The organism is Aeromonas sp. 160P (genome assembly GCF_055193095.1).
Genome location: NZ_JBUXKV010000001.1, coordinates 468,595 through 488,622 on the forward strand (window position 1 = coordinate 468,595; position 20,028 = coordinate 488,622).

The following is a 20,028-nucleotide window of genomic DNA, read 5'->3' on the forward strand; positions in this document are numbered from 1 at the left end:
AGACCATGATGAAAGTTCTGATTACCGGTTTTGACCCCTTCGGCGGCGAGCCCATCAACCCGGCGTGGGAGGCGGTGAAGCGCCTGCCCGACACCATTCTGGACGCCACCGTGATCAAGGCCCAGATCCCCACCGTATTCGGCAAGTCGGCCACCCTGCTGGCGGAGCTGATGCACCAGCACCAGCCGGATGTGGTGATCAACGTCGGTCAGGCGGGCGGCCGCTTCGCCATTACCCCGGAGCGGGTCGCCATCAACCTCGATGACGCCCGCATCCCCGACAACGAACAGCAGCAGCCAATCGATGAAGTGATTCAGGCCGATGGTGCTCCGGCCTACTTCTCCCGCCTGCCCATCAAGGGGATGGTGCAGCGCATCAAGGAGAACGGCATTCCGGCAGCGGTCTCCAACACCGCGGGCACCTTCGTCTGCAACCACATCATGTATCAGCTGCACTACCTGATTGAACAGCAGTTCCCGGCGGTGCGCGGCGGCTTTATCCACGTCCCCTACATCACCGAACAGGTGGCGGACAAGGTGAACCAGCCCTGCCTCGCCATGAGCGATATCACCCGTGCGCTGGCGCTGGCCATCGAGGCGGTGGTGCTGCAGCAGGATGGCGACCTCAAGGTCGTGGGCGGCGAGATCTCATGAGCCTCGGCCAGCCACGCCCGCTGTTCGTCTACGGCAGTCTGATGGACGGGCTCTTCAACTACCGGCGCTATCTGGCCGCTCATGTGAGCCAGCCGCCGCGGCGCGCCCGGGTGCGCGGCGCCCTCTATCACCTGCAGCACAAAGGCTATCCGGCCCTGCTGCAGGGGGATGACTGGGTCTATGGCGAGCTGTTTGTGCTGGACGACTTCCCCGCCGCCATCGCGGCGCTCGACGAGATGGAGAACTGCCACGGCGAGGATGATCCCCAGAGCGAATATCTGCGCCAACTGGTCGAGGTGGAGATCTTCGACCCGCAGCAAGGGCGCTATATCGGCCAGCAGCTGGCCTACCACTACCGCTACGTGGTGCAGCACGATCCCCAGTGGCTGCAGGGCAAACACTACCTGCCCGACGGCAACTGGCGCGCCTTCCATCTGGCGCAGCTGGAGAGCGCCGCCTGACGGCCACCGGCAATAAACAAAGGGCAGCCCGCGGGCTGCCCTTTCTGTTGCGGGAGTGGCTGAGGATCAGAGCCGGAAGCGGCCGATCTCCTGCTCCAGTCGCTCGGTCAGCGACTTGAGTTCGGCCGCCTGCGCCGCCTCATTGCCCGCCTGTTCGGCCAGCTCTTGCGAGACGTGGCGGATATTCTCGGTATTGCGGCTGATCTCGCCGGTCACCGAGGTCTGCTCCTCCGCCGCCGCCGCAATCTGGGTCGCCATGTCGCTGATGGAACCGATCGCCTCGTTGATCCGGCCAAGGCTCTGGTTGGCGGCTTCCGCATCCTCCACGCTGGTACCCGCCAGCTGACGGCTGGTCTCCATACCGCCCACGGCGCGACGGGTCGTCTGCTGCAGGGTCTCGATCATCTGCTGGATCTCGTCGGTGGAGTCGTGAGTGCGGCGCGACAGCACCCGCACCTCGTCCGCCACCACCGCAAAACCACGGCCCTGCTCACCGGCCCGGGCCGCCTCGATGGCAGCGTTGAGCGCCAGCAGGTTGGTCTGCTCGGCGATGCCGCTGATGGTGGCCAGAATGCCGCTGATCTTCTGGGCATGGCTGTCGAGCTCGTTGATCACCTGACTGGCATCGGCCACTTCGTCCGCCAGACCGGTAATGCTGCGCTGACTCTGGCCAACCTGGGATTGACCGGCGACCGCCAGTGCGACCGCATCGGTGGCGGTGGTGGCGGCAAACTCGGCGTTGCCGGCGATCTCCTGGGTGGCGGAGGCCATCTCGGTCACCGCGGTCGCCACCATCACGATCTCGTCCTGCTGCTGACGCACCCGCTGACTGCGGGCATGCGCCCCGGCTGCCTGGGCACGGGACTGGGCCGCCAGTTCGACGGTCACATCCCGCAACCGGCTGACGATGCCGTGCAGCCGCGCCACGAACTGGTTGAAGTTCTGGGCCAGCTGACCCACCTCATCCTTGCTGTGGGTATTGATGTGAACGGTGAGATCCCCCTCGCCGTGGGCGATGTCATGCAGGGCATGCGCCACCCGACCGAGATCGGCGAACAGATATTTGAAGGTGGCGGTGAGCAGGGCGCTGAACACCAGCATCAGCACCAGCGTCAGCCCCACCAGCTGCCACAGCAGGTTGCTGAGCGGCGCCTCCAGCACATCGCGATACATCACCATGGCCAGCAGCCAGTCGGTGCCCGCTACCGGTTGTACCGCCAGCAGCACATCCCGCCCGTCGATGGTAGCGGCGTGCAGCTCGCTGTTCTCGCGGCCCCACTGCTGGAAGGTGGCGGCAGAGAGTCCCGGTGCCAGCTCGGCGATGGGCTTGAGCGCCAGATCCTTCTGCGGATGGCCGACGATGAGGCCGCTGCTGTCGAGCAGCATGGCGTAGCCCTCACCCTGCACCTGCATCGCCAATACTTCGTCGATCAGTTTGTCGAGCGCCAGATTGGCCCCCACAGCACCGACCAGCTCGCCCTGATGGCGCACCGGCTCGGAGAGGGTGACCACCAGCTTCTGCATGGTAACGCTGACATAGGGGGCGGTGACGATCAGCTGACCCGCCTTCACCGCATCCTGATACCAGGGGCGTTCCCGCGGGTCATAGTTGCCGGTGTTGAGGGAAGGGTCCTGCCGGGTCATCACCCCCTGGGCGGAACCAAAATAGGTAAGACCAAAGCTGCCGGAGGTGTAGGCCTGCTTCAGGTGTGGCACCAGCTCGGCTTGCGGATTGTCGCTGATCAGGTTGACCAGCGCGTGGACCGTGTTCTTGCGATCCGCCATCCAGTCGCCGATTGCCACCGAGTAAGCATGACCATAGTTGACCGCCTCGCTCTGGATGGCGCTCATGGTGCGGGATTTGAGGGTGTGAAAGGCAACGATGCCGAGCAGTGATGCCATCAGCAGCACCACGCCAAGACTGGTGGCCAGCAGCTTGCCGCGCAGAGAGAGGGTCATGACGACGAATCCTTGTTGTTGTGTCAGGCAGGGAAAACCCTGATGTATTGAAGGCTATCGGCCGCAATATGAACAGACTTTAGTGAATCTGTATATTTTTACATCTATCAACAACAGGAACCGCTACTAGCTGTAGGGAGATCACTATTCCATGCTATTCAGTGCCGAATCAGTGCCGGAGTAATCAGATCGAAGGGCAAAGGCAATACACCCGCGCACCACTGGGGCCAGGGAAAATGATCAATAACAAAGAGGGGCAACAACGCAGGAGGGAAATGCCAGAAATGCGAAAGGCCAGCTCAATGAGCTGGCCTTTCTAAAAATGGCAGGGGCGGCAGGACTCGAACCCGCAACCATCGGTTTTGGAGACCGCTGTTCTACCAATTGGAACTACGCCCCTGCAACAAACGAGGCGAATTATACAAAGTGAGGGTCAAAGGTAAAGGCTTTTTTTACTCTTTTAGTGTGATTGAACAATTCCCGAACAGGCTGCGGCTATTTGTGCAGCAAACCAGGATAACTTGCTGTATTTGCAGCCCTACCGGGGTAGGAATGGGACATAAATGGGGGTAGGGTGAAATCAGGTACCAGGAGGCCACTTATGCTCAATTACCGATTGCTCCAACAACTGGCGCCCCTCAACTTCAGGGATGAGCGCAAGACAGAGTCCCTGCCCACCTATCTTGAACGGGTCGCGCCGCTGGTGCCCTTTATTCCGGAAAATGTGCTCTCTCAGTGGATTTACCGTCATTGGCGCGGTTTTGAGTCCAACTGGAGCTTTATCGATCTCGCCAGCCATCAGTTCAGCTGCGAAAGCTGGCCCACCGCGCAACTGGTGGATCAGGTGGGCTCCCGCCATATGGAGGTGATCGAGCGCTGGGGCGAGATGCTGCGCAGCAACCGCTATGTGCGCCGCTCCTGGCTCGGGGAGAAGATGCTGAGCGAAGGCAGCTGGCCCGAACCTGTCATCGTGCTGGCGCCAGCCGATGGGAGCAGTTACCCGAACGGGCAACCACTGCCGCAACCCTACTGCCTGCTGGAAGGGCACCACAGACTCGGTTATTTGCGCGCCATGGCCCGCGATGGGGAATCGCTGCAAGAGACGCACATGGTGTGGATTTGCCGTCCTGTTCCCGCCACTTAAACGTTTTTCATGCTGAAATTGGCATCAGAAATAAAATTTTGACAATTAAAAAAGCAGCCCTATAATCTGTCCGGTTTAAAAAAGGTCGGGACGAGACGATGCAGTTTTTGATTCAGAAAACAGCCTTGCAGACGGGTGGTGCGCACCAGAGCGGCCCCGTTGTTTCCAGTTCCCACCCCAAAGATCCCCAGTTATTTTTAAAAAAAGCCCCTGTTTCAGGGGCTTTTTTTTGTGCCCGAAAAACCTCCAATGATGTCAAAGGGAATGCAGACGATGACCAATCCACTCTATAAGAAACATGTCATCTCCATTTCGGACCTGACCCGGTCAGAAATGGAACTGGTAGTCTCAACCGCACAACGGTTGAAGGCTGAACCTGACACCCGCCTGTTGAAAGACAAGCTGGTTGCCAGCTGCTTCTTCGAAGCCTCCACCCGCACCCGCCTCTCGTTCGAGACCGCGGTACAGCGCCTCGGCGGCAACATCATCGGCTTCGCCGACGGTGGCAACACCAGTGCCAAGAAAGGCGAGACGCTGGCTGACTCCATCAAGATCATCGGCTCCTACTCGGATGCGGTGGTGATGCGCCATCCGCAAGAGGGCGCGGCCCGTCTAGCCTCCGAGTTCTCCCGCGTGCCGGTGATCAACGGCGGTGACGGCTCCAACCAGCATCCGAGCCAGACTCTGCTCGACCTGTTCACCATCCATGAGACCCAGGGTCGTCTGGACAACCTCAACGTCGCCTTCGTCGGTGACCTGAAATATGGCCGCACCGTGCACTCGCTGGCTCAGGCCCTCAGCCTGTTCAACTGCCGCTTCTTCTTCATCTCCCCGGAAGCGCTGGCGATGCCGGACTACATCTGCGAAGAGCTGGAAGAGAAGGGCATCCCGTTCAGCGTCCACCAGACCATGGAGGAGGTGATGCCGGAGCTGGACATCCTCTACATGACCCGCGTCCAGAAAGAGCGCTTCGACGAGACCGAATACAAGCACATGGCCGCCAAGTTCGTGCTGGAGCTGGCCACTCTGGAAGGGGCCAAGCCCACCATGAAGATCCTGCATCCCCTGCCCCGCGTCGACGAGATCGATGTGGCGGTCGACAAGACCCCCCACGCTTGCTACTTCCAGCAGGCGGAGAACGGGGTCTATGCACGCCAGGCGCTGCTGGCACTGGTACTGAACGAAACTGTCTGAGCTTAGGGGAATATCATGTCTGACAAGAACCAACTGCAAGTCGAAGCCATCCGTCACGGCTCCGTCATCGATCACATCCCCGCTGGCCAGGGCATCAAGATCCTCAAGCTGTTCCAGCTGGTCGAAACCCAGGAGCGGATCACCGTCGGCTTCAACCTGAAATCCGGCGCGCTCGGCAAGAAGGATCTCATCAAGATCGAGAACACCCGCCTGACCGAGCAACAGGCCAACCAGCTGGCGCTGTTCGCCCCGAAAGCGACCGTCAACATCATTGAAGACTTCAATGTGGTGAAGAAGCACCAGCTGGAGCTGCCGGAGTTCATCGCCGGAGTGTTCCACTGCCCCAACTCCAACTGCATCTCCCACAACGAGCCAGTGGACAGCTACTTCCGGGTACGCGAGGTGAAAGGCGTAGTGCGGATGAAGTGCAGATATTGCGAGAAGTCCTTCACCCAGGACATCGTCAGCGAGCGTTACTGATATCTGATTGGGCCCTGCGGGGCCCATTTTTGAACCCTGTCACATCACCGAATTTCCAGTCAGCTATAATTTGCCATCCCAAGATGGTAATGCCCGTTCATTCTCTGCATATAGATGGATTATCAGTGTTTTTGGCTGGTAACAGACAGCTATGGCAGATATCGCGCGTTTACCTCCGATCAGCGTCAAAGGAATTCGTCGTGGTCAAAACTCTCAGTCGTCCCGTTGCCCAAGAGCCCGATCTGGCCCAGCTGGATGCCTGTCGCCAGATCATCGGCCAGCACTGCTACAGCACCCAGGAAGAGATCCGCCACCAGCTGTCAGAGCGTGGTTTTGCCGACATCAGCCAGTCCACCATCTCCCGCCTGCTGCGCCGCCTCGGCGTCGCCAAGGCCCAAAATGCCAACGGCAAGAAGGTCTACACCTTGGTGGACGACCAACTGGAGCCCGCAGGCAGCACCCGCTCGATCCACGACATGGTGCGCGACGTAGTACACAACCAGCAGATGGTGCTGATCCTCACCACCCCGGGCGCCGCCACCGTGGTGGCCCGCCTGCTCGATCGCAACGCCAATCCCGAGATCATGGGCGCCGTCGCCGGCAACGACGTGGTACTGGTTGCACCGCGCCATATCAGCCGCACCCGTCAGGCCCACGCCGCCGTGGTACGTACCCTGGCGCAGGCACGCTAAACTCGCACTCAACAATCAGGTCAGGCAGCCCGCTTGCACCTTGTCACGCAAACATGCAACGCCATCTTGATACCCTGGTGGCGGCTCGCACCCCCCATCTAAAGGGATACAAAATTGCACCGCCGCGTGACGCCAATCCCGCTGAGTGATGGCGCTAGCGGCCCATAAAAACAATGCCAGTCAGCGTCACTGACTGGCATTACATCCTCTGGCGCGGGCCTGTTGTATGGCACAACACCTGCGACTACTCGTCCTTCTTGTCTCGCGACAACAGGGCGATGGCCGCCTCTTTCGGGTTCTTACCCTCGTAGAGCACCTTGAAGATCTGCTCGCAAATGGGCATCTCCACACCGCAGCGGGCCGCCAACAGGTGGACCTCCTTGGTGTTGCGATACCCCTCCACCACCTGACCGATCTCGGTCATGGCGGTATCCACATCCTTGCCAGCCCCGAGGGCCAGCCCGAAGCGGCGGTTGCGCGACTGGTTATCGGTACAGGTGAGCACCAGATCCCCGAGCCCCGCCATCCCCATAAAGGTTTTGGCATCGGCACCGAGGGCGGCCCCCAGGCGCTGCATCTCGACCAGCCCCCGGGTGATCAGCGCAGTTCTGGCATTGGCGCCAAAACCGAGCCCGTCGGAGAGACCAGCGCCGATGGCGATGACGTTCTTCACCGCGCCACCCAGTTGCAAACCGACGAAGTCCGGGCTGGTATAGACCCGGAACGAACGGCCACAGTGCAGCAGTCGGGATAGGTCATCGGCAAAGTCGTCGTGAGTCGAAGCAACCGAGATAGCCGTCGGCAGACCGGCAGCCAGCTCCTTGGCGAAGGTGGGACCGGAGATCGCCGCCAGCGGCATCTCGTCTCCCAGCACCTCACGCGCCACATCCTGCAGCAGGCGGCCACTGTCCGGCTCCAACCCCTTGGTGGCCCAGGCGATACGGGTATCGGGACGCAAGAAAGGTTTGATCTGAGCCAATACCTGACCAAACACGTGGCTCGGCACCACCAGTAGCAGCACAGGGGCAGCTTGCACTGCATATTGCAGATCCGCAGTCAGCTGCAGATCGGCGGGAAAAGGGACATCAGGCAAAAATGCCTTGTTGCAGCGATCTTGTTCCAGCACGGCGACATGAGCAGGATCGTGACCCCACAGCAGGGTCGGATGACCGTTGCGCGCCAGAGAAATGGCAAGGGCGGAGCCATAAGACCCCGCCCCCAAGACCGAGATAGCGATCTGGTCAGCCATTATCAGGCTTCCGCAGTCGCCTGCTGGGCCTGTGCTTGCGCCATGTGCTGGGCAAACAGAGCATCGAAGTTAACCGGTGCCAGGTTCAGCTGCGGGAAGGAACCTTTGCTCACCATGTTGGCCACGGCTTCGCGGGCGTACGGGAACAGGATATTCGGGCAGAAAGCGGCCAGGCAGTGAGCCAGCTGCGGCTCTGGCAGGTTACCGATGGTGAAGATACCGGCTTGCTGAACTTCGCACAGGAAGGCAGTTTCAGTTTCCAGTTTGCAGGTCACGGTCAGGGTCAGGACAACCTCGTACACGTTGTCAGCCAGGATGTTGGTCTTGGTATCCATGTCCAGCTTGACGTCCGGCTGCCACTCTTTCTGGAAGATGTGCGGGGTGTTCGGCGCTTCGAAAGAGACATCCTTGGTGTAGACACGCTGGATGTTGAATTCCGGTTGTACTTCCTGGTTGTTGATCTCGTCAGCCATTTCGTTTGATTCCTTTATATAGGGATAAGTGGGCACAGGCCCTTAAATCAATCAGCGCTTTTTGGTTACCGGCAGATTGTCTGCACGCCATTGAGCCATACCACCGCTGAGCACATATACCTGCTTGAAACCGGCCTTGCTCAGCTGACGACCCGCGCCGCCCGCAGTCATGCCCGACTCGCACACCACTATGATGGGGGCATCTTTATGCTTTTCAACCGGGCCCAGGTTATTGCCCTGGATCTGGGTCAGCGGCAGATGCTGGGCACCGGCCAGATGGCCCTTGGCGTACTCTTCCTGACTGCGAATATCCACTACAGTGGCATTCTCACGGTTGATCAGCAGAGTGGCTGTGTGGTTATTGACGGTTTTTACCGGAGAAAAACGGGCACGCACAGTGGTGTAAACCAGGGTGCCAGCCAGACCCAACCAGGCTGCGGTCAGCAGCGGGTTACGGGTCGCAAAATCCAAATACTCTTGCATCTTCTACTATCCAGGGACCAAGACAAGGGCCCGAGTATACATGGGGGTATTGATAAGATCAGCCATCTTGGCGGCAAAGCGCGAGCAGGCTCCCATCATCAGCAGACAGTGAGCATGGCAGGAAGGGCGTGGCTTACGGGGGCTCGGGAGCGCCCCTTGGCTATCAGGTGACTATTTCGGCAGATGTAGTAATATTACGCTAGTTTCATTTCCCGCATTTTTTCCAATCCGAGAGGACATAGTCTTATGTCAACAGCTAAGAAACCTTTGGTTCTGGTCATCATGGACGGTTGGGGCTATAGCACCAAGCAAGAGCACAACGCCGTCGCTGCCGCCAAGACTCCCAACCTCGATCGTCTGGCCCGTGACTACACCAGCACCCTGATCTCCGGCTCCGGCCTGGATGTCGGTCTGCCGGATGGCCAGATGGGTAACTCCGAAGTGGGCCACGTCAACATCGGCGCCGGTCGCATCGTCTATCAGGAGCTGACCCGCATCTCCAAAGACATTCAGGACGGCGATTTCTTCCAGAATGTCGAGCTGGCCAAGGCTGTTGACGCTGCCGTGACCAACGGCAAAGCCGTTCACATCATGGGCCTGATGTCTCCGGGTGGCGTACACAGCCACGAAGAGCACATCATGGGCATGATCGAAATGGCCGCCAAGCGTGGCGCCGAGAAGATCTACCTGCACGCCTTCCTGGATGGCCGTGACGTTCCGCCACGCTCTGCCCAATCCTCCATCGAGCTGTTCGACGCCCTGTTCGCCAAGCTGGGCAAGGGCCGTTTCGCCTCCATGATCGGCCGTTACTTCGCCATGGATCGTGACAACCGCTGGGATCGCGTGCAGCAAGCCTATGACCTGATGACTCAGGGCAAGGGTGAGTTCACCGCCAACAGCGCCACTGAAGCGCTGGCTGCCGGCTATGCCCGTGACGAGAACGACGAATTCGTCAAAGCCACCCGTATCGGCGAAGCTGCGCCGATGGAAGACGGCGATGCGCTGATTTTCATGAACTTCCGTGCCGACCGCGCCCGTGAAATCACCCGCGCCTTCGTGGATGCCGACTTCACCGGTTTCGCCCGTGCGGTTGAGCCAAAGCTGAACTTCGTGATGCTGACCGAATACGCGGCCGACATCAAAACTGCCTGCGCTTACCCGCCGACTGCCCTGGTCAACACCCTGGGTGAGTGGCTGGCCAAGCAGGGCAAGACCCAGCTGCGCATCTCCGAAACCGAGAAGTACGCTCACGTCACCTTCTTCTTCAACGGTGGCGAAGAGTCCTGCTTCACTGGCGAAGATCGCGAGATCGTCGCCAGCCCGAAAGTGGCTACCTACGACCTGCAGCCGGAAATGAGCTCCGAAGAGCTGACCGACAAGCTGGTTGCAGCCATCAAGAGCGGCAAGTACGACGTCATCATCTGTAACTACCCCAATGGCGACATGGTCGGCCACACCGGTGTGTTCGATGCCGCCGTCAAAGCCTGTGAAGCCGTTGACCACTGTGTTGGCCGCGTCACCGAAGCCCTGCGCGAAGTGGGTGGCGAGTGCCTGATCACCGCCGACCACGGCAACGCCGAGAAGATGCAGGATGAAGAGACCGGTCAGGCCCACACCGCCCACACCAGTCTGCCCGTTCCGCTTATCTATGTCGGCCGCAAAGCCGAGGTAGCTGAAGGTGGCAAACTGTCGGATCTGGCCCCCACCATGCTGACCCTGATGGGTCTGCCGGTGCCGCCGGAAATGACTGGTAAGCCCCTGATGATTCTGAAATAATCCGTCCCCATGCGGGGATGCGAAGTTATTTCACAGAAAACCAGTCGCGTCGGCCTGTTGGCCGGCGCGCTGTTTTTTTGTCTGTCGTTTGGCGCCAGTCAGGCTGTTGCCGCCAATCAGCAGCTGGGTGCGATGCAGTCCCAGATCAAAGAGCAACAGCAGACCATCAAGCTCAGCAAAGAGGAGCTTGCCAAACTCAATACCCAACTCAAAGCTGACGAGCAGGCTATCTCGACGGCCGCCGCCAAGCTCAACCAGACCAAGCAGCAACTGCAGCAGAACCAGCAGAAGCTGGCGACCCTGCAAAAAGACAAGCTGGGGCTGGAACAACAAGCCAAACATCAGAAGCAATTGCTGGCCAAGCAGGCGGAAAGCGCCTTTCTGGCGGGCAACCACGACTACCTCAAACTGCTGCTCAACCAGCAGGACCCGGCCAAACTGAGCCGCTCCCTCGACTACTACGACTACCTCAACAAGGCCCGCATTGAGGCCATTGACGCCCTGCGCGCCACCCACGACAAGCTGGCGAAAAACCAGCGGGCCACCAAAGAGACCGAAACCAGGCTGCAATCTCTGCTCGGCGAGCAGCAAGAACACCACCAGACCCTGCTGGCCAGCCAGCAGAGCCGGGCCAAGGTGCGTAACCAGCTGCAGCAATCGGTACAGGATGATGAGCAAAAGCTCACCAAGCTGGTCAAGGCGGAGAAAGCGCTGAAAGCCCGGCTGGAAGAGCTGCGCCGCAAGCGCGAAGAGCAGGAGCGCCGTGAACGGGCCGAGCGGGAACGGCTGGCCAAGTTAAAGGCAGAGCAAGAGCGCCAGCGCCGTCTCGAGGCGCAACGTCTGGCCGCCGAACAGAAGCGAATTGCCGAACAACAGCGGATCGCGGCGCAACAGCAGAAGGTCGGCGAGCAGCAACGGCTCGCTGCTGAGCAGCAGAAAGTCGCCAAGCAACAGAGTCGGGTGGCTGAGCAGCAAGCCGCCGCGCGGAGCACCAAGCCAAGCAGTGGCGGCTACGGTGGCCTTAGCACCAATGGCAGCCTGCGCTGGCCGGTACAGGGGCCGATCCTTATCTCCTACGGTTCACCACGCACCGCCCAGCTCAAGTGGAAGGGCACTTTGATCGGTGCCAGTGAAGGAACCCAGGTCAAGGCGGTGGCAGCCGGTCAGGTGGTGTACGCCGATTGGCTGGATGGCTTCGGTATGCTGCTGGTGATCGACCACGGTAAGGGCTATATGAGCCTCTATGGTCACAATCAGTCGCTGCTACGCCAAGTGGGTCAGAATGTGGAACAGGGTGAACCGGTGGCACTGGTCGGTGACAGTGGTGGCCAGGACCGACCCGGCCTCTACTTCGAGATTCGCCATCAGGGCGAGGCAATCAACCCGACCAAGTGGCTGGCCAAGGGTTGAGTTAACCCGACCCACACGCACATCAAAAAAGCCTGCATCACGCAGGCTTTTTGCCGTTTGAGGAGGGGCAGCCCGCTGGTCTCGGTGCCACTTTGATGAAAAATTACCTATTTTTGCTCCACTCAGGGGAAGACGACCAGGCCGATCTGCTCCAGCAACATCTGCTGCTGATCCTCGTTGATCTGCACCCCATGCAGATCGACCCGCCGCAGATCCAGCCCCGGCAGATCGCACTGGCGCAGATCGCAGCCCTGCAGCTTGAAGCTGGTCCACTCTATCTGGCCAAATTCGCAGCCGCTAAGGTCTGAACCCGCCAGCGAGGCACCGAACAGGTTGGCCCCCTGCCAGCGGTTACCGGTCAGTTCGCACTTCTCCAGCAGACAACCCTCGAAACTGGCATAACTGAAGTTATTGCCGGTCAGATGGGCCTCACAGAAGTAGCTTTTGGCGGTGATCTGATTGGCAAAGCTGGCGTGGCCGAAGTTGATGCCGACCGCCTGGCAGTCGCGCATCTCCAGCCCCAGACACTGACTGCGGCTGCAATCGGCCATGGTGAGATCGCAACGCAGAAAGCTGGTCTCGCGCAGGTCGCAGCCCTGCAACAGGCAGCCCCGCTCGCTCTCCCGATCGTAGAAGCTGCAATCGATGAAGCGGCTATCGCTCAGATCCAGCCAGGAGAAGTTGCAGCCGATAAAGCGGCACTCCGAGAACTGCTCCCCCTCCACATCCTGCTGCTCGAACCGGACATCCACGAACTGCTTGCCTCTGATCATCGAAAACTCCTCTTACTACGGTTTCATATGCTGACTTTGTCGGCCGAAAACGGTAATGTTACATGTAACATCCATGCTGGACACCCCGATGAACACCACCCGCAAGCGCCGCCCCACCCTGCAAGATATCGCCGACCAGACTGGCGTGACCAAGATGACTGTCAGCCGCTATCTGCGCGACCCGCAGACCGTGGCGGAAGGTACCCGCGAGCGGATCGCGGCGGTGGTGGAAGAGCTGGGCTATATCCCCAACCGGGCGCCGGATATTCTCTCCAACGCCACCAGCAAGGCGATCGGTATCCTGATCCCCTCCCTCTCCAACCAGGTCTTCTCGGCGGTGATCCACGGCATCGAATCGGTCACCCGGCCAGCCGGTTACCAGACCCTGCTAGCGCACTACAGTTACAGCCCGGAACGGGAGGAGGAGCAGATCGCGTCGCTGCTCTCCTATCATGTTGATGGCCTGATCCTCTCCGACAGCCAACACACCGAGCGCACCCGCAAGATGATCGCCACCGCCGGCATTCCGGTGGTCGAAACCATGGATCTGCCACCCAATCCCATCGACATGGTGGTCGGCATGGATCACCGGGCCGCCGCCCGGGCCATGGTATCAGAGATGCTGCGCCGAGGCAGGCGTCAGGTGGTCTATCTTGGGGCCCGGCTCGACGTGCGAACCCAGCTGCGGATGGAGGGGTATTATCAGGCGATGACTGACTTCGGCCTTACTGGCCAGCACCTGCTGACCGAGCAGTCCTCCACCTTTACCCTCGGCGGCGAGCTACTCGATCAGGCGCTGGTGCGCTATCCCGACCTCGACGGCCTGTTCTGCACCAACGATGATCTGGCGGTCGGCGCCCTGCTGCAGTGCCAGGCCAAGTGGATCCCGGTACCCCAGCAAATCGCCATCGCGGGTAGCAATGCCCTCGATATCGGCCATGCCATGACCCCCAAGCTGGCCAGTATTGCCACCCCGCGGGAAGCGATCGGCATGGAGGCAGCCACCATGCTGCTGGCCCGTCTCAGCGGCCAGCCACAGACCGAGACACGCAAAGATATCGGCTTCTCCCTCTATCTGGGAGAAAGCTTGGGCTAACCCCTTCCTGCACCGGTTGGTGTCACGGCGCACTACCGCTGCGCCCCCGTATGACCGCCCTTAGCCGATAACAGAACAGGCCACCCGAGGGTGGCCTGTTTGATTTTTCTGAACGGATAACGCTTAGCGTTTAACCATTTCAACCGCAGCGCGGGAGAGGCGAGTCACCTCTTCCCAGTTGCCGCTCTTGACCGCATCGGCCGGCAGCATCCAAGAGCCGCCGACGGTGGCAACGCACTTGAGCGCCAGATAGTCGGCGACGTTGTGCGGACCGATACCGCCGGTAGGGCAGAACTTCACCTGGGGCAGCGGGGCCGCAATGGCGGAGAGCGCCTTGGTGCCGCCGTTCGCTTCGGCCGGGAAGAACTTCAGGTGGTCGTAGCCTGCTTCCAGCGCCTGCATCACTTCAGACGGCGTAGCAACGCCCGGGATCAGCGGCGCTGTGCTGTTGGCCGCGTGGGCCAGCAGCGCAGGAGTCATCCCCGGGGAGATGACGAAGCGGGCACCGGCTGCCACGGCAGCATCAAACTGCGCGCAGTTGAGCACGGTACCGGCACCGACCATGGCATCTGGCATCGCCTTGGCGATGAGGGCGATGGCGTCGAGGGCTACCGGAGTGCGCAGGGTGATTTCGAAGACGGAGATGCCGCCGTCGAGCAGCGCCTTGGCCATCGGCAGGGCCTGATCCAGCTCGTTGATAACCATCACGGGCACCAGCGGAGAGGCGGCAAACACTTCGGCAGGGGTCACTTTCCAGTTCTGCATAGCTCTTCCTTAGTCAGCTCTTAATCAAAAATGGTGGCGCCACACTCGGCGCTCGATACTGCGCGACGCATCACGCTAAACAGTTCCCGACCCCACCCCTCTTGTTCCAGAGTGAGGTCAATCTCGGCCTGGGTGCGGCCACTCAAATCGGTCAGGCAGTCGAGGCGACCGCTCACTGCATCCACTCGCAGCAGATCGCCATCTTGCAGCAGGCCGATGGCCCCGCCGTGCAGCGCTTCCGGTGTGATGTGAATGGCAGCCGGGATCTTGCCGGAGGCGCCGGAGAGACGGCCATCGGTGACCAGCGCCACCTTGTGACCCGCCTTCTGCAGGTTGCCGAGCACCGGCATCAGCTTGTGCAGCTCCGGCATGCCGTTGGCGGCCGGGCCGTTGTGGCGCACCACGATAACGGCGTCCTGATTGAGCTCGCCCGCCTGATAGGCGGCTTCCACCGCATGCTGGGAGGAGAAGACCCGCGCTGGGGCTTCAATCACCCGATATTCGGGGGCGACAGCAGAGACCTTGACCACGGCACGGCCCAGATTGCCCGCCAGCAGCTTGGTGCCACCGGTGGCCTGGAACACGCAGCCAGAGAGAGAGAGCACGCTCGCGTCGCTGCTTTCGCCCACCGGCTGCCACAGCAACTTGCCATCGACCAGCGCCGGGCGGCTGAGGTAATCCTGCATCTCGCCAAACACCGGGGTGGCATCCATGTGGATCAGCCCATCTTCGGCCAGACGGCGCATCATCCCGGGCACACCGCCCGCCTGTTCGAAGGCGTTCACATCGGCTGGGCCGTTTGGGTACATGCGCACCAGCAGCGGCACCACATCGGAGAGATCGCTGATGTCATCCCAGGTCAGTACCAGACCGGCCGCGCGGGCCAGCGCCACCATGTGAATGCTGTGGTTGGTGCTGCCGCCGGAAGCGAGCAGGGCCACCAGACCGTTGACCAGCGATCGCTCGTCCAGCACTGTGCTGAGCGGGCGATACGCCGGGGATCCCGGGATCATGGCGCTGATGCGGCGGGCTGCCTCGTCGGTGAGGGCACGGCGCAGTTCGCTGTGCGGATGCACGAAAGCAGAGCCCGGCAACATCAGGCCCATGGCTTCGAACACCAGCTGGTTGGTGTTGGCAGTGCCGTAGAAGGTGCAGGTACCTGCCGCATGGTAGGCACCACACTCCATCTCCAGCAGGGCAGCGCGACCCACTTCACCGGCCGCGTACTGCTGACGCACCTTCACCTTCTCATCGTTGCTGATGCCGCTCGCCATCGGGCCAGCCGGTACGAAGGCGGTGGGCAGGTGGGCGTGGGAGAGCGCCCCCATGATCTGGCCCGGCGCAATCTTGTCGCAGATGCCGAGCAGCAGGGTGGCGTCGAAGGTGTTGTGAGAGAGCGACAGCGCGGTCGCCTGAGCGATGAGGTCGCGGGAGAAGAGGGACATGTCCATCCCCGGCTGACCCTGAGTCACCCCATCGCACATGGCGGGCACACCACCGGCGACCTGAGCGCTGTGGCCCAGCTCGGCCAGCGCGGCCTTGATCTGGTCCGGATAGCCCTGATAGGGCTGATGGGCACTCAGCATGTCGTTGTAGGCGGTGACGATGCCGACGTTGGCACGGGTCATGTCGAGAATGCGACCCTTCTCGTCACTGCTACAGGCTGCTACGGCGTGAGCCAGGTTGCCACAGGCCAGCGCGGCGCGGGTCTTGCCCTGCTCGGCCTGACGCTGGATACGGGCCAGAAAAGCCTGACGACGGGCGGCACTGCGCTCGCGGATGCGAGCAGTGACGTCGGAAATTACCTGATGAATCATTGGGCTTGCTCCAATGCAGTGACGGCGCGATCAACCACCTGTTCGAAGGTGCCGTCAATATCAATGTGGAATACACCGGCTTCGCCCTCGGGGCGCTCCAGAGTATCGAACTGACTTTGTACCATGGTTTCCCGCATGAAATGGCCTTTGCGGGCCCGCATCCGCTCGAGGATCAGCGGCTGGCTGCCATCGAGGAAGATAAAGCTGACCGACTCGTTACCTTCACGGATCTGGTCGCGGTACTGCTTTTTGAGGGCGGAACAGACAATGATGCCGGTCTCGTTCTTCTGTTCGAGACTGTAGGCGGCATCGCGGATCCGCTCCAGCCAGGGGGCACGATCCTCATCGTTGAGGGGATTGCCGCCAGCCATCTTCTGGATGTTGGCTTTGGGGTGCAGATCATCGCCATCAATGAACTTGGCATTTAGCGCCTCGGCTACTTTCATACCAACGCTTGATTTGCCGCTGCCACATACACCCATCACGATAATGCACTTACCCGCCATAATTTGACCTCTGTCCCACTTTTCAAAAAACCAGCTGTTGATGGGTTCTAATCTATCACGTTACCGGTAACATGTTACCGGTAACGCCTGAAAATGTGAAGTCGGCCACAGACTGAAACTAACACTCGCCGGCCCCGTGCCTGATGCTGCAGACTAGCCATATATACAAATAAATCATAATGTTATGGTTAGTAATGAGTCCTGCGGCATTGCCACTGAACAACTAACAAGGAACAGAGAACAATGTCGGATATCTCTTTGATCATGACGGCCGCCGGCTCGATCGTGCTGCTGCTCTTTCTGGTAATGAAGGCCCGGCTCCACGCCGTGGTCGCCCTGATCCTGGTCTCCATGGTGGCGGGTCTCGCAGCTGGCATGAACCCGGCCGATATTGCCGCCACCATCCAGAAAGGGATGGGTGGCACCCTCGGCTTCGTCGCCGTGGTGGTGGCGCTGGGCGCCATGTTCGGCAAAGTGATGGAAGTGACCGGCGCCCTCGACCGGGTGGCCCACACCCTGCTCGGCAAGTTCGGCGTCCAGCGCGCCAACTGGGCCATGGCGCTGACCGGCTTTGTCTGCGCCCTGCCGCTCTTCTTCGACGTGGCCGTGGTGCTGCTGATTGGCGTCGCCTTCGCCATCGTCCGTCGTGGCGGCGGCAGCGTGGTGAAAATCGGTATCGCCCTGCTGGCGGGTATCGCCACCTGCCAGGCGTTCCTGATCCCGGCGCCGGGCCCGATCCTGGTGGCGTCCCAGCTGGGTGCCGACTTTGGCTACATGATCCTGTTCGGTCTGATCGCCGCCGTACCTGCGCTGATCCTGGCAGGCCCGCTGTTCGGTGACTTCATCAGCAAGATCGTCGATGTACCGCTGCCTGCAGATGCCCAGAACAGCATCCACGATGACAGCAAATCCCTACCCTCCTTCGGGCTGGCGATGGGTCTGATCGGTCTGCCGCTGCTGCTGATCGGCCTCAAGACTATCGTGGGTCGCTTCGTCGAGACCGGCTCCACCCTGCACAACTGGCTGGAGTTCATCGGCCACCCCTTCACCGCCATCATGGTTGCCTGTCTGGCCGCCTTCTACCTGCTGGGCATTCGCCGCGGCATGTCCCGTGACGAAGTAATGAGCGTCTGCAACAGCGCCATCCAGCCAGCCGGTGTCATCATCCTGGTGACCGGTGCCGGTGGCGTGTTCAAGCAGGTACTGGTGGATTCCGGCGTGGGTGCCGCCCTTGGCAACATGCTGGCTGACTCAGGTCTGCCCATAGTCGCGCTGGCCTTTATTCTGGCGGCCGCGGTGCGGGTGATTCAGGGCTCCGCCACCGTCGCCATGCTGACTGCCTGCGGTCTGGTGCTGCCGATGCTGGAACCCCTCGGCCTGAACGGTGCCCAGCTGGCCGCGATCACCATCGCCATCGGCGGCGGTTCCATAGTGCTCTCCCACGTCAACGACTCCGGTTTCTGGCTGGCCAACCGCTACCTTGGCCTCACCGAAAAGCAGACCCTGCAGACCTGGACCGTGATGGAAACCATCATCGGCACCACCGGCGGTGTAATGGCGATGATCATCTACAGCTTCCTCTGATAAGAGGTAAAAGCTGACAAAAAGGCCTCACTTGTGAGGCCTTTTTCATCTTTCTGACGATTCTTGCTTTGGCCCAGAGGGTGAGATTGCTAGAATCGCCTATTCATCGCTCCGAGCGGAACGCTTAATCCCGTGATTTCAGGTTTATCTATGCATTCATCGGCCCATTATCGACAACTGCTGGCACGGCTGCCCCAGATCGCCGTGGTGGCGGATCAGTTTGAGGTGCTCTATAGCGCCGAGGATTTCAAACGCCGCATTCTTGCGCTGATCGCCAGTGCCACCCGACGCATCTATCTGGTCGCGCTCTATCTGCAGGATGACGAAGCTGGCCGGGAGATCCTCTCCGCCCTCTACGCCGCCAAGCAGCGCAATCCGGCCCTCGACATCAAGCTGTGCGTCGACTTCCACCGTGCCCAGCGCGGCCTGATCGGTAAAGGCAAACAGGGTGGCAACCATCTGATGTATCAGGAGATGGCCGCCAACCACCAGCACCAGATCGAAATTTACGGCGTGCCGGTCAAAGGACGCGAGCTGCTCGGGGTACTGCACCTCAAGGGCTTCATCTTCGATGATGTGGTGCTCTACTCCGGCGCCAGCCTCAACGACATCTACCTGCACCAGCAGGAGCGCTACCGCTTCGACCGCTATCACCAGATCACCAGCCCGGAGCTGGCCCGCAGCATGGTCAACTATGTGGACGACCTGTTCGTGAAGAGCGACGCGGTGCAGCGGCTGGATCACTATGATATTCCCAGTGCCAAGCAGCTGAAGGGGCCGATCCGCCGCTTCAAGCAGAGCCTGCGCCAAAGCCAGTATCGTTTCAGTGCCATGCCGGTCAACACCCAGGAAGTGGCCGTCACCCCCATGGTGGGTCTGGGCAAGCGCAACAACCAGCTCAACCTGATGATCCGCAATCTGGTGCGCTCCACCGAGCGGGAGATCTTCATCTGCACCCCTTACTTCAATCCCCCCAAGGAGTTGAGCAAGGATATCGAAGATCTGCTGCAGCGCGGCTGCAAGGTGACGATCGTGGTGGGCGACAAGACCGCCAACGACTTCTTCATCCCGCCGGAGGAAAAATTCTCCACCATCGGCGGTCTGCCCTATCTCTACGAGACCAACCTGCGCAAGTTTGCCGAGCACAACCAGCGTCACATCGACGACGGTCGCCTTAACCTGATGCTCTGGTGTTGCGAACGCAACTCCTACCATCTCAAGGGGATCTTCGTGGACGACGAGTGGGCCCTGCTCACCGGCAATAATCTCAATCCTCGCGCCTGGACGCTGGATCTGGAAAACGGCCTGCTGGTGCACGATCGCCGCCACCTGCTGCGTCCCCAGTTCAACGCCGAGCGGGAGAACATCCTGGCCAACACCAAGCGGATCAGCCACTTCGATCAGGTGGAACAGATCCAGGACTACCCGGAACAGGTACGCAAGCTGTTGGGACGGATCCACAGAGTGAAGGCACATTTGCTGCTAAAACGCATCATCTGAATCCGGGGTGCAT

The 20,028-nt window shown here is 60.5% G+C and carries 20 protein-coding genes and 1 tRNA gene; 12 read left to right on the forward strand and 9 right to left on the reverse strand.

Annotation, left to right across the window (positions count from 1 at the left end):
- The first annotated feature begins 5 nt into the window (after positions 1–5).
- Together pcp and ACY8FN_RS02305 are read left to right on the forward strand one after the other, a co-directional pair.
- Positions 6–653, forward strand: a complete 648-nt coding sequence (gene pcp, locus ACY8FN_RS02300) for a pyroglutamyl-peptidase I (protein ID WP_274518919.1) — start codon at positions 6–8, stop codon at positions 651–653.
- Complete coding sequence (locus ACY8FN_RS02305) at positions 650–1,114, forward strand: gamma-glutamylcyclotransferase family protein (protein WP_463099123.1); 465 nt, start codon at positions 650–652, stop codon at positions 1,112–1,114. The genes pcp and ACY8FN_RS02305 overlap by 4 nt, the downstream gene beginning before the upstream one ends.
- Before the next feature lie 66 nt (positions 1,115–1,180).
- Here ACY8FN_RS02305 and ACY8FN_RS02310 read toward each other — a convergent pair whose 3' ends face one another.
- Positions 1,181–3,073, reverse strand: coding sequence for a methyl-accepting chemotaxis protein (locus ACY8FN_RS02310; protein ID WP_463099124.1), 1,893 nt, complete (start codon positions 3,071–3,073; stop codon positions 1,181–1,183).
- A gap of 323 nt (positions 3,074–3,396) precedes the next feature.
- Positions 3,397–3,473 (reverse strand) — tRNA-Trp (locus ACY8FN_RS02315).
- A gap of 201 nt (positions 3,474–3,674) precedes the next feature.
- Here ACY8FN_RS02315 and ACY8FN_RS02320 point away from each other — a divergent pair.
- The 5 genes from ACY8FN_RS02320 (at position 3,675) to ACY8FN_RS02340 (ending at position 6,583) form a co-directional block, all read left to right on the forward strand.
- Positions 3,675–4,217 carry a hypothetical protein gene (locus ACY8FN_RS02320; protein ID WP_463099125.1) on the forward strand — a complete coding sequence of 181 codons (543 nt, stop codon included), beginning with the start codon at positions 3,675–3,677 and terminating at the stop codon, positions 4,215–4,217.
- 98 nt (positions 4,218–4,315) lie between these two features.
- On the forward strand, positions 4,316–4,510 hold the full coding sequence (locus tag ACY8FN_RS02325; RefSeq protein WP_139730017.1) for a hypothetical protein: 195 nt from the start codon (positions 4,316–4,318) through the stop codon (positions 4,508–4,510).
- Positions 4,491–5,411: an aspartate carbamoyltransferase gene (gene pyrB / locus ACY8FN_RS02330; protein ID WP_162515517.1), complete on the forward strand. Its 921-nt coding sequence runs from the start codon at positions 4,491–4,493 to the stop codon at positions 5,409–5,411. Before ACY8FN_RS02325 ends, pyrB begins: the two co-directional genes overlap by 20 nt.
- A gap of 15 nt (positions 5,412–5,426) precedes the next feature.
- Positions 5,427–5,891: an aspartate carbamoyltransferase regulatory subunit gene (gene pyrI / locus ACY8FN_RS02335; protein ID WP_101319065.1), complete on the forward strand. Its 465-nt coding sequence runs from the start codon at positions 5,427–5,429 to the stop codon at positions 5,889–5,891.
- A 200-nt stretch (positions 5,892–6,091) separates the two neighbouring features.
- On the forward strand, positions 6,092–6,583 hold the full coding sequence (locus tag ACY8FN_RS02340) for an arginine repressor (RefSeq protein ID WP_042018278.1): 492 nt from the start codon (positions 6,092–6,094) through the stop codon (positions 6,581–6,583).
- 244 nt (positions 6,584–6,827) lie between these two features.
- Here the strand turns inward: ACY8FN_RS02340 and gpsA are convergent, their stop codons facing one another.
- Genes gpsA through ACY8FN_RS02355 form a run of 3 tightly spaced genes read right to left on the reverse strand, consistent with a single transcriptional unit; the run spans position 6,828 to position 8,788 of the window.
- Positions 6,828–7,832: an NAD(P)H-dependent glycerol-3-phosphate dehydrogenase gene (gene gpsA / locus ACY8FN_RS02345; RefSeq protein ID WP_463099126.1), complete on the reverse strand. Its 1,005-nt coding sequence runs from the start codon at positions 7,830–7,832 to the stop codon at positions 6,828–6,830.
- A 2-nt stretch (positions 7,833–7,834) separates the two neighbouring features.
- Complete coding sequence (gene secB / locus ACY8FN_RS02350) at positions 7,835–8,305, reverse strand: protein-export chaperone SecB (protein ID WP_042018281.1); 471 nt, start codon at positions 8,303–8,305, stop codon at positions 7,835–7,837.
- Positions 8,306–8,356: 51 nt separating this feature from the next.
- Complete coding sequence (locus ACY8FN_RS02355; protein WP_463099127.1) at positions 8,357–8,788, reverse strand: rhodanese-like domain-containing protein; 432 nt, start codon at positions 8,786–8,788, stop codon at positions 8,357–8,359.
- 246 nt (positions 8,789–9,034) lie between these two features.
- Here ACY8FN_RS02355 and gpmM point away from each other — a divergent pair, with 246 nt between their 5' ends.
- Positions 9,035–10,564, forward strand: a complete 1,530-nt coding sequence (gene gpmM / locus ACY8FN_RS02360) for a 2,3-bisphosphoglycerate-independent phosphoglycerate mutase (protein WP_068978191.1) — start codon at positions 9,035–9,037, stop codon at positions 10,562–10,564.
- Between the two features lie 9 nt (positions 10,565–10,573).
- Positions 10,574–11,974, forward strand: a complete 1,401-nt coding sequence (locus tag ACY8FN_RS02365) for a peptidoglycan DD-metalloendopeptidase family protein (RefSeq protein WP_139691212.1) — start codon at positions 10,574–10,576, stop codon at positions 11,972–11,974.
- Positions 11,975–12,096: 122 nt separating this feature from the next.
- On the opposite strand, the gene ACY8FN_RS02370 is transcribed toward ACY8FN_RS02365, so the two are convergent.
- A complete protein-coding gene (locus ACY8FN_RS02370; protein WP_463099128.1) occupies positions 12,097–12,747 on the reverse strand; it encodes a Qnr family pentapeptide repeat protein in 651 nt (216 codons plus the stop codon).
- A gap of 88 nt (positions 12,748–12,835) precedes the next feature.
- On the opposite strand from ACY8FN_RS02370, the gene ACY8FN_RS02375 reads away from it, so the two are divergent.
- Positions 12,836–13,843 carry a substrate-binding domain-containing protein gene (locus ACY8FN_RS02375; protein ID WP_463101120.1) on the forward strand — a complete coding sequence of 336 codons (1,008 nt, stop codon included), beginning with the start codon at positions 12,836–12,838 and terminating at the stop codon, positions 13,841–13,843.
- Positions 13,844–13,966: 123 nt separating this feature from the next.
- Here the strand turns inward: ACY8FN_RS02375 and ACY8FN_RS02380 are convergent, their stop codons facing one another.
- The 3 genes from ACY8FN_RS02380 to ACY8FN_RS02390 are packed head-to-tail and all read right to left on the reverse strand — an operon-like array spanning position 13,967 to position 16,931.
- Complete coding sequence (locus tag ACY8FN_RS02380) at positions 13,967–14,608, reverse strand: bifunctional 4-hydroxy-2-oxoglutarate aldolase/2-dehydro-3-deoxy-phosphogluconate aldolase (protein WP_042018289.1); 642 nt, start codon at positions 14,606–14,608, stop codon at positions 13,967–13,969.
- 20 nt (positions 14,609–14,628) lie between these two features.
- On the reverse strand, positions 14,629–16,425 hold the full coding sequence (edd, locus tag ACY8FN_RS02385) for a phosphogluconate dehydratase (protein WP_463099129.1): 1,797 nt from the start codon (positions 16,423–16,425) through the stop codon (positions 14,629–14,631).
- A complete protein-coding gene (locus tag ACY8FN_RS02390; protein WP_068978188.1) occupies positions 16,422–16,931 on the reverse strand; it encodes a gluconokinase in 510 nt (169 codons plus the stop codon). The genes edd and ACY8FN_RS02390 overlap by 4 nt, the downstream gene beginning before the upstream one ends.
- Positions 16,932–17,174: 243 nt before the next feature.
- Between ACY8FN_RS02390 and gntU the strand changes: the two genes are divergently transcribed.
- Positions 17,175–18,515 carry a gluconate transporter gene (gene gntU, locus ACY8FN_RS02395; RefSeq protein ID WP_463099130.1) on the forward strand — a complete coding sequence of 447 codons (1,341 nt, stop codon included), beginning with the start codon at positions 17,175–17,177 and terminating at the stop codon, positions 18,513–18,515.
- Positions 18,516–18,665: 150 nt separating this feature from the next.
- Positions 18,666–20,015 (forward strand): CDP-diacylglycerol--serine O-phosphatidyltransferase, encoded by a 1,350-nt coding sequence (gene pssA, locus ACY8FN_RS02400; RefSeq protein WP_463099131.1) that lies wholly within the window; start codon positions 18,666–18,668, stop codon positions 20,013–20,015.
- Positions 20,016–20,028 lie beyond the last annotated feature (13 nt).